Source organism: Longimicrobium sp. (assembly GCF_036554565.1).
Taxonomy (GTDB): Bacteria; Gemmatimonadota; Gemmatimonadetes; order Longimicrobiales; family Longimicrobiaceae; genus Longimicrobium.
Map to the genome: position 1 here is coordinate 1 of NZ_DATBNB010000123.1, position 9,391 is coordinate 9,391.

6 protein-coding genes and 2 pseudogenes are annotated in these 9,391 nt (G+C 70.3%); 3 read left to right on the forward strand and 5 right to left on the reverse strand.

Annotated features, from left to right (window positions below; genetic code table 11):
• The coding region (locus tag VIB55_RS03315) for a lysylphosphatidylglycerol synthase domain-containing protein (RefSeq protein WP_331875244.1) at positions 1–1,853 on the reverse strand (1,853 nt) is incomplete at its 3' end.
• Between the two features lie 310 nt (positions 1,854–2,163).
• On the opposite strand from VIB55_RS03315, the gene VIB55_RS03320 reads away from it, so the two are divergent.
• Positions 2,164–3,282, forward strand: a complete 1,119-nt coding sequence (locus VIB55_RS03320; RefSeq protein ID WP_331875245.1) for a S8 family serine peptidase — start codon at positions 2,164–2,166, stop codon at positions 3,280–3,282.
• A 115-nt stretch (positions 3,283–3,397) separates the two neighbouring features.
• Here the strand turns inward: VIB55_RS03320 and VIB55_RS03325 are convergent, their stop codons facing one another.
• From VIB55_RS03325 to VIB55_RS03340, 4 genes are all read right to left on the reverse strand, one after another.
• Positions 3,398–4,654, reverse strand: a complete 1,257-nt coding sequence (locus VIB55_RS03325) for a hypothetical protein (protein ID WP_331875246.1) — start codon at positions 4,652–4,654, stop codon at positions 3,398–3,400.
• Positions 4,654–5,313 carry a hypothetical protein gene (locus tag VIB55_RS03330; protein WP_331875247.1) on the reverse strand — a complete coding sequence of 220 codons (660 nt, stop codon included), beginning with the start codon at positions 5,311–5,313 and terminating at the stop codon, positions 4,654–4,656. The genes VIB55_RS03325 and VIB55_RS03330 overlap by 1 nt, the downstream gene beginning before the upstream one ends.
• Positions 5,313–6,179: a serine hydrolase gene (locus VIB55_RS03335; RefSeq protein ID WP_331875248.1), complete on the reverse strand. Its 867-nt coding sequence runs from the start codon at positions 6,177–6,179 to the stop codon at positions 5,313–5,315. Before VIB55_RS03335 ends, VIB55_RS03330 begins: the two co-directional genes overlap by 1 nt.
• A gap of 231 nt (positions 6,180–6,410) precedes the next feature.
• Positions 6,411–7,715 carry an Nramp family divalent metal transporter gene (locus VIB55_RS03340; protein WP_331875249.1) on the reverse strand — a complete coding sequence of 435 codons (1,305 nt, stop codon included), beginning with the start codon at positions 7,713–7,715 and terminating at the stop codon, positions 6,411–6,413.
• Between the two features lie 316 nt (positions 7,716–8,031).
• Here VIB55_RS03340 and VIB55_RS25605 point away from each other — a divergent pair.
• Positions 8,032–8,553, forward strand: a pseudogene (locus VIB55_RS25605) (LON peptidase substrate-binding domain-containing protein); the annotation flags it as partial.
• 729 nt (positions 8,554–9,282) lie between these two features.
• Positions 9,283–9,391 (forward strand): annotated as a pseudogene (locus tag VIB55_RS25610) (AAA family ATPase); the annotation flags it as partial.

The following is a 9,391-nucleotide window of genomic DNA, read 5'->3' on the forward strand; positions in this document are numbered from 1 at the left end:
CCTCCGTAGTCGTCGCAGCGCTCGAAGAAGCGGCGGATGAGCCCCGGCACCGAGCGCGGATCGCCCACGGGATCGCCCATGGCCACCCAGGTGTTCCCCTGCACGGCGTACATCAGGAACGCGCGGCCGTCCTCGCTGAACAGCAGCGTCTTGTCCAGCAGGTAGACGAGATAGGGAACGGTGGATGGCTGCGCGCGGATCAGCTCCTCGGCGCGGTGCAGCTCCTCGTCCGTCGGCAGGTGGATCTGCGGGGGGGCGGGCTTCAGCAGGCGCGCCACGCCGAAGGCCAGCATCAGGACGGTGGCCAGCATGGTGGCCCGCAGCGCGCGGGGGGCGTCCTGCCGCAGCGCGAAGCGCCACCACAGGTCACTGCTGTACTCCACGTGCTTGAACGCGAAGAAGCCCAGCCAGATGCTGGCGCCGATCACCGCGGCCAGCCCGAACACCCAGCCGGGGGAAAAGCGCGCGGCCCAGAAATCAGCCTTGCGGTCGAATGCCGGGCGGCTGACCACCAGTGCGGCCAGCACGCCGCCCAGCAGCACGGCCTCCTCGTAGTCGGCGCCCTTCAGCAGCGACGCGCCGATGCCCACGGCCAGGCTGGCGGCACCCAGGAAGAAGGCCATGTCCAGCCGCCGCGCCACCGCCTGCGACACGATCAGCATCGCCACGCCGGCCACGCTGCCGATCAGGTATCCCGCCTCCACCATCACCAGCGGCAGGTGCCGGTCGATCCACGTCAGCCGGTTGGGCTCCGTGGGCGTGGCGCCCGAAATCAGCAGCAGCGCGCCGCAGAGAAAGAGGAACATCCCCAGCACCCGCGGCGCCAGCTGCTGCGACAGGCTTCCCACCCAGCTTCCCAGCTTCACGAGGTGGTGCCGGCGCTGGCGCACTTCGTCCACCACCAGGATCAGAAGCGCCACCGCCAGGGGGATGATGTAGTAGATCAGCCGGTAGATGACGAGCGACGAGACGATCTGCCCCAGCGACAGGTACTGCCCAAGCAGCACCACCATCGTCCCCTCGAACACCCCCACGCCGCCGGGCACGTGGCTGACCAGCCCCAGCAGCTGCGCGGCCAGGAAGGCGCCCAAGAACTCGGCGAAGGTCAGCTCCGTCTTCGGCAGCAGCACGAAGAACACGGCCGCCGCCAGCGCCCAGTCCACCGTCGACAGCAGGTACTGCATGGCGACGGTGCGCATGGGCGGCACGGGGACCTGCCACTTCCACACCTTCACCGGCTCGCGGCGCACCCCGGCCGCCAGCAGGTACGACAAGGCGGTGACCAGCAGCGCCCAGCCGATGAGGGACACGGTGGTGGCCCCCAGCATGGTCTTCATCCCCGGCAGCGGGTCGAAGGCCAGGCTCCACCCCGCCAGCACCAGGAACCCCAGCCAGAAGGTGCCGGTGTAGAAGACGACGATGCGCGAGATGTCCTCGGCCCCCAGCCCCCAGCGCGAGTAGAAGCGGTACCGCACGGAGGTGCCCGAGATGATGGCGAACCCCACGTTGTTGGCCACCGCGTAGCCGATGAACGAGGTGACGGCCACCTTCCAGTCCGTCAGCCGCCGGCCCACGTAGCGGAACGCCAGCAGGTCGAAGGCGCAGAGGATGGCGTAGTTGGCCGCGGTGGCCAGCACGGCCAGCAGCAGCGAGAGGGCGGGAAGGTCGTGGATGGTCGCGCGCACCTCGCGGTAGCTCACCTCGCGCAGCGACTGGTTGAGCACCCACACCGCCGCGGCGAACAGCCCCAGCCCCACCGCGGGGGAAAGCCAGCGGAACGCGAGCGAGGCCAGCGACGCACGCTGCGGTGTCGGCTCCTGCGGCGAAGCAGCGGGCGAGGTCTGGGTATCCACGAAAAACGCTTGGAATGGCTCGTCAGAAGGGGCGGGGAATATGGTGCCGCCGCAAGGCCGCCGAAAGGCTGCCGGGCGAGGTTGCGTGCACCAGATAGAGCGCACGGTTCCGGTCCGCGCCGCACCATTCTGGTGCACATGGAGAGAGGTGGGGTGTGCGTAGAAACATCGGAAGCCGCCAGTCGGCAACGACTTGCGCGCGATGGGGTGAATGGTCCCGCGCTTGCCTTTCCACGGGGCGTCCCCACCACCGGCACTTGGCCCGCCGTGGTCCGTGCCCGGTCGACTCACCCACCCGGAGGAGAGTTCCATGCGCCGTTCCATCCCCCTCGCCGCGCTCGCCGCACTGAGCCTGGCCGCCTGTCAGGACGGGCCCGTGACCACCCCGGCCGCCGATGCGTCGCTGTCCGCGTCGGAAAACGCGCCCATCTACATCGTCACCTTCAAGCCCGGCGTCGACGTGGCCTCGGCCGCCGCCGACCTGGCCCGCGGCAACGGCTTCGCCGTGCGCTACCTGCGGCAGCATGCGGCGCCCGGCTTCTCGGCCGTCATTCCGCAGGGCCGGCTGGCCGCGGTGATGGCGGACCCGCGCGTGGACATCGTGAGCAAGGACGGGGTGGTTTCGCTGGACCTTCCGCAGGTGGCGGCCCGCCCGGGCGGCGGCGGCACCACGGGCCAGACGACCCCGTACGGCATCACCCGCGTGGGCGGCGCCGGCGACGGAACGGGCCGGACGGCGTGGATCATCGACAGCGGCATCGACCTGGCCCACACGGACCTGAACACCAGCCGCAACTGCCACACCTACTTCGCGGGCACCAGCCCGTCGGACGGCAACGGGCACGGCACGCACGTGGCCGGCACGGTGGCCGCCAAGAACAACAGCCAGGACGTCGTGGGCGTGGCGGCCAACGCCTACGTCTGCTCGGTCCGCGTGCTGGGCAACAGCGGCAGCGGCACCTGGGAAGGCGTCATCAACGGCATCAACTACGTGGCCGCCAACGGCGCCTCCGGCGACGTGGCCAACATGAGCCTGGGCGGCAGCGGCAGCAATGCGTCGCTGGAGAAGGCGGTGCAGGACGCCGCGGCCAAGGGCATCAAGATGGTGCTCGCCGCCGGCAACGACGGCGCCAACGCCGCCAACTTCACCCCCGCGCGCACCAACGGAAACAACATCTACACGATCTCCGCGGTCGACAGCAACGACTGCATGGCTTCGTGGAGCAACTGGGGCAACCCGCCGGTGGACTACGCCGCGCCGGGCGTGGGCATCCTGTCCACCAAGAAGGGTGGCGGCACCACCAGCATGAGCGGCACCTCGATGGCCGCCCCGCACGTGGCCGGCGTCCTGCTGATGGGCAGCATCCGCTCCAGCGGCTTCGCCAAGTGCGACCCCGACGGCAACGCGGACCCGATCGCCAGCCGCTAAGCCGGAGCGACGGCAGCCAGGGTCGGGAAGGTCACGACCCTGGGTTAGCGAGAGAGGCCGGCTCCGCATCGCGGGGCCGGCCTCTCTCGTTTCCGATGCTGCCTGATGACGCGCGTCAGCCGCCCCGCGTCCTCGGCCGCTCCCAGTCGCGGAGGTGGCCCAGCAGGTAGTCGATGCTGAACACGTGGCGCGAACCGTCGTCGTCCGCGCGGAACACGACCGACGACCAGCCGCGCATTCCCGTGGGCGTGTAGCGGCGTCCGTGCATCCACAGCTTCTGCCCGCTGATCGCGCGGATCAGCACGCGCTCGTAGCGGCTGCGGCTGAGCTCCGTCTCGGGGAACAGGTTGTCCCAGGTGCACAGCCGGCCCACGTCGTCGTACTCCGCCGGCCGCTCGTCCAGGTCCAGCAGCGACGGCGCGCGCCCCCGCATCACCGAGCCGATCAGCCGGAAGGTCCACGGGTCGCTGATGCGGCGGATGGGGTGCCAGAACGTCTTGGTGATCAGCCCCGCGATGCTCCGCAGGCTCAAGCTTCGCCCATCCGTCGTATCCCACACCGGCGAATCCACGTCCTGCGCGAACGGGTCCTGGCTGTAGCAGTCCTTGCGCGCCAGCCATCCCTTGCGCGACGTGTGCGGCATGGGCGTGTAGCCGGCGATCACCGGAATGTTGTGCTCCTCCAGCATCTCCAGCTCGAACGAGCGCCACTTCATCACCTCGCGAACGATCCCCACGATCAGCGTGCCCGTGGCGATCATCAGGCTGGCGCTGGGGGTGAAGTCCACCGTCACCTCGATGCGGTCGCCGCGCGGACGCACCCCCACGCCGCTGGACTGGCGGTTGGTGGCCAGCAGCATCACCGGCACGGGGAGGATGTAGGACAGCAGCAGCGCCAGCTTCTTCACCGTGCGGCTGCGCCCCTGCTCCTCGCGCGGAAGCTCGAACGACACGTTGTAGTGCGCGCTGAAGCCGGTCAGCCGCACGTCGCGCCCCTCGCGGCGCTCCCACTCGTCCAGCTCCTCGCGCAGGTACAGCACGCTTTCCCACAAGCTGCGCCCCGCGCGCGCCGCGCAGCCGCGGTCGATCTCGATCACCGGGGTGGCGACCTCGATGACCCCTGTGTCGAAGTACACGGCCCCGCCCGTGGGCAGGTGGTACGAGGTGCCCACGCGGTGCATCAGGTTGCCGCGCACGAAGGCGCGCGGGCTGCCGAACACGTCCTCCGGCCGCACCAGCTCGCCGTCCACGTGCACCTGGAACTCGGCCTCCATGCCGATGGCCGCCAGCTGCAGCCGGCCGCCGCCGCCTCCTGAACCGGCCGAGCGCGACTCGCCCTTGGCCGAAGCGATCTTCTTGGTATCGTCAGGCATCACGCCTCAGTCTCGCGGGTTTCGGTTTCGTCCGCGTCCCCGCCCTGCAACGGCTCCGCATCGTCGTCGTTCTCTTCGCTGGCCCCGTCGTGCGGCGCCAGGGTCACGTATCCCACGTCCAGGTGCAGGTGGTCGTCCGTTTCGCCCAGGCCGTGGCCGTACGGCAGGGCGAAGAACGCGGGCGACACTTCGCGCGCCAGCCGCGCGTACTTCGTAATGTTCTTCTCGTCGTCCAGCCAGTCGTCGCCCACGCGGTACAGGTTCACCGCCGTCCCCCAGAAGTGCGGGGAGGCGGGGCCGCTCAGGCGGTGCGCCGGCGAACGGTATCCCCCGTTGGCCGCCACGTGCACGTAGGTGTCCACCTCGGCCCGGAACACCTCCAGCGCGGCGGCCAGCAGCCCCACGGCCATCGGCAGGTAGCGCGGCCAGCGCAGGCGCTGAAGCTCGTGCTCGCGCACGTCCACGTTCAGGAACTCCCACACCTTGAAGTTGGGGGCCAGCTGCGTTTCCAGCGCCGCTTCCCACGAGGGCACCTCGTAGAACCAGCGCGGAAGCCGGCGCGCCTTGCCGTCGCGCCCCCGCACCAGTTGCCCCGGGCGCAGCACCTGCCGGTGCACGTCGTCCAGCGTCAGCCCGTCCACCACGCGAAGCCGGGGCATCAGTCCCCCTTCTCCGCCAGGTGTTCATAGATCGTGCGCGAGATGCGCGCGATGGTGTCCTTGCGCCCCGACGACCTGTCCTTGTCCCACTCCGTCAGCACCACCAGGGCGTACGGCTTGCGCCGGGGCAGGTACACGATGCCCGCGTCGTGCGCCACCGTGCTGATCTCCCCCGTCTTGTTGGCCACCCTGGCGTCTTCCGGGAGCCCCGCGGGAATGCCGCTGCGAAACTCCTGCGCGTGAAGGATCTCCAGCATCTTTTCCGATGCCTCGGCGCTGAACGCCTTGCGCTCTTCGATGGCCCGCAGCACGCGCAGCATGCCGTCGGCCGTGCACCGGTTGCTGATGTCGCGCTCGAAGGCGCGCTCGTCCTCCACCCCGCGCCGGAACTCCACCCCGTCGTCCAGGTTCAGGTCCGCCAGCGTCTTGCGCACCGCCTCGATGCCCACCACGTCGATCAGCAGGTTGGTGGCCAGGTTGCTGCTGGTGGTGATCATGTGGAACGCCAGGTCGCTCACCTTCATGGTCTTGCCGATGGCCTGCTGCACGTCGGCGTTGGCGTCGCGCGAGCTGCCCACGCGGAACGAGCTGCCGTCGGCCACGCTCAGAAAGCGGTTGCGGACGTGCACGCGGGCGTTCAGCGCCAGCTCGCCCCGGGCGATGGCGTCGAACACCCCCAGCAGCACGGGAACCTTGATGGTGCTGGCGGCGTGGAACCACTCGTCGCCGCGAAAGCTCCACGCCGTGCGCGTTTCGTAGTCGTGATACGCCACCGCCACCGAGAGCGCACCCGCGTCGTCGGCGATCTTGCGGACCTTGGTGCGCAAGGGGTCGTCGTCTTCCTTTCGGTCTTTCCTGGCTGCCATCGGGGTCGTGGCGGGTCGGCGGGCCGGCCGGTGATGTCCGGGCTGGCCCGGTCGTTCGAGAACCGCACCGGCCTTGCAGGTTGTACGCCAGCCAGGGGCACAGCCTGTGGTGAGCGGCGTTCATCTGCGGAGGGGGTTTCACGCGGAGGCGCGGAGATGAAAAGAGAGCCGCGGAGACCAGGAAGCGTCTCCGCGGCTCGTCCCTCGGCTTCCGGGATAGCTTCTCGCCTCCTACACGACCGGGTGCCCTGCGCGGGCGCGACGCACCCAGAGGAGAAGGGGGACCAGGAGCACGCCCGCGATCCCCCCCGCGGTGGCCAGGATCCGCCCCTCCGTCGGGGTGCCGCCGAACGCCGAGGCGCCCGCCTTCAGCACGCCGGAGACGCCCAGGACCAGCGTGGCCGCCACGACGGCGCTCATCACCACGTTCGTCGCGGGGCGGTTGATGCCGTCGTCGCCCATCAGTGCGCGGTCGTTCACCACCACCAGCAGGAACACCGCGGCAAAGGGCAGCACCACCCCGTTCAGCGCCTGCGCCAGGATGATGGCCGGGATGGGCGGCACGCCCGCCAGCCCGAACGCGGCCCCCACGGCCAGCACCCCCATCCACACGGCACGATATCGCGGCCCGCGCGGATGCCATCTGCCGGTCCCGTCCTCGAACAGGCTTCCCGCGGTCACCGCCGCCGCCAGGGGAGCGGTGATGGCCGACGAGAAGCCCGCCGCGAACAATCCCCACGCGAACATTGCCCCCGCCCATCCGCCCAGCCGCCCCGACAGCATCGCCGACACCGCCTCGTAGCTGAAGGTGCCGCGCAGCCCCGCGCCCGCGACGAGGATCCCCATGGAGATCAGTCCGCCCAGCACCACGGCCACCGTCAGCCCGAAGCGGATCTCGCGCAGGTTCTGCCCCCGCGCCGCCGCCGACCCCAGGAACAGGTTGTAGGGCACCACCGTCGTCCCCACGAGGCCCAGCAGGAGCAGCCCGGACCCGGTGGGGGCGGACGGGACGAACGATCCGCGCAGCACCTCCCCGACCGGCGGCCGCAGCATGACCGCGGTCACCAGGAAGGTGATGCCCATCACGCCCACCGTCGCCGCCAGCACGTTGGTGACCACCTTGGGCGTGCCCACCCAGAGAACGGCGAAGGTGACGAGGACGATGAGCACCGTGGCGGCGCGTGACGAGATGGGCGAGCCCAGCGCGGCGCCCGCCGCCGCGCCCAGTACGTTCCCGGCCTCGTACGCCGCGTTCCCCAGGACGATGGCCCCCAGGACCAGGAGGATCACGAGAAGGCCGGTGGCGCCGCCGCGGAAGCGGTCGCGGATGGCCTCGGCCAGGTTGCGGCCCGACACCACCGTCACGCGCGCGCTGGCCTCCTGCAGGACGACCGTGGCGATGGTCGAAAAGGTGAGCGCCCACAGCAGGCCGTATCCAAACTTCGCCCCGGCGGAGGCGGCGGTGGTCACCGTCCCCGGCCCGATGAACGCGGCGGGGATCAGCGACCAGAACAGCACCTGGAGAAAGCGCTTCATGGTTTGCGGAAGGAAGAAAGCGTGCGGCGCCGGCGGGATGCGCGTAATGTACACGGACCCTCCTTCCCCCGCACCCGTGCCGCATCGGCAGGAGCGCCGCCGAACCGGCATCGGCGCACGAGAATCCAGCCGGTTTGGCAGCGGACCCGATTCCATCGGTTAAGTGTAGATTAGGCAAGCGATTACGGGGCACGCGGGAACCCCTGGAGGGGTATACGGGCGTGGCCGCAAAGATGCAAAACGCGATCGACAGCAAGCGGCGGGGACACAGCCCACCGCATTCGTCTAAAGGATAGACAACATGAGCGAGAAGTTGATGCTGCCCGTGCTTCCCCTCAGGGAAACGGTCATCTTCCCCGGAACGGCGGTGCCCATCTCGGCGGGCCGCCCGGGAACGCTGCAGGCCATCGAGGCGGCGCTCGCGGCCGACCGCCGGATGTTCGCCGTGGCGCAGAAGGAGAACCGCGACGACGTGGAGCAGGACAACCTGTACACCGTCGGCACCATCGTGCGCATTGCGCAGGTGCAGAAGGGCGGCGGCGGGGTGCAGCTGCTGATCCACGGCGAGTCGCGCGCCATGTCGCTGCAGTACGTGGACGCCGGGCACGGGCTGACGGCGCACGTGCGGCCGATGACGGAGCAGCCGCCGGTGAACGCCGAGGATCCCGCGTTCGTGGCCCTGAACCGCGAGCTGCGCGACCGCGCGGCCGAGCTGGGCCGGCGCCGCGGGATCCCCGCGGAAATGCTGCAGCAGTTCATGGAGGGCGTCACCGAGCCCGGCGCGTTCGCCGACCTGGTGTCGTTCTACGTGGAAATGCCCCCCGAGGCCAAGCAGAAGCTGCTGGAAAGCCTCTCCGTCGAGGAGCGGCTTCGCTCGCTGCTGCTGATCGTGCAGCGCCAGCTGGCCCTGATCGAGGCGCAGGAAGAGATCCAGCAGCAGGTGCAGGAGGAGCTGGGCGAGCGGCAGCGCGAAATGCTGCTGCGCGAGCAGATGAAGGCCATTCAGCGCGAGCTGGGCGAAGAGGACGAGGGCGCCGAGCTGGAGGAGCTGCGCCAGAAGCTGGACGCGCTGGAGCTTCCCGAGGCGGCGCGCGAGGAGGCCGACCGCGAGCTGGGGCGCCTGGAGCGCACCAACCCGCAGAGCGCGGAGTACCAGGTCATCCGCACCTACCTGGAGTGGATGGCGGACCTGCCGTGGAACGTGCGCACGGAAGACTCGCTGAACTTGGCCAGCGCCGAGGAGATCCTGCACGAGGACCACTACGGGCTCGAGGACGTGAAGGACCGCGTGCTGGAGTTCCTGGCCGTGCGCCAGCTGGCCGCGCGCCGCGCCGAGGCCGAGGTGAAGGAGGAGGCCGCGGCCGAGGCCGAGACGCTGGCCGCCATCGAGGAAGAGGCCCCCGCGGCCGGGGGCGAGATCCGCGAAGACCCGCTGGCCGCCGCCTTCCGCGGCGAGCCCGTCCCCGCGCCGGCCGCGGCCGAGGCCGAGGCCGCGCAGGCCGAGCCGCCGGCGGCGGAGGAGAGCGAGATCGAGAAGCAGGTGAAGGAGGCCAAGGCGCGCGCCACGGCCAAGGGCCCGATCCTCCTCTTCGCCGGCCCCCCGGGCGTGGGGAAGACGTCGATCGCGAAGTCGATCGCCCGGGCGCTGGGGCGGAAGTACGTGCGCATCGCGCTGG

Coding starts and splice junctions, on each gene's coding strand:
- VIB55_RS03335 (WP_331875248.1), bottom strand. CDS start 6,179: ATGGCAGCCAGGAAAGACCGAAAGGAAGACGACGACCCCTTGCGCACC.
- VIB55_RS03325 (WP_331875246.1), bottom strand. CDS start 4,654: ATGCCTGACGATACCAAGAAGATCGCTTCGGCCAAGGGCGAGTCGCGC.
- VIB55_RS03340 (WP_331875249.1), bottom strand. CDS start 7,715: ATGAAGCGCTTTCTCCAGGTGCTGTTCTGGTCGCTGATCCCCGCCGCG.
- VIB55_RS03320 (WP_331875245.1), top strand. CDS start 2,164: ATGCGCCGTTCCATCCCCCTCGCCGCGCTCGCCGCACTGAGCCTGGCC.
- VIB55_RS03330 (WP_331875247.1), bottom strand. CDS start 5,313: ATGCCCCGGCTTCGCGTGGTGGACGGGCTGACGCTGGACGACGTGCAC.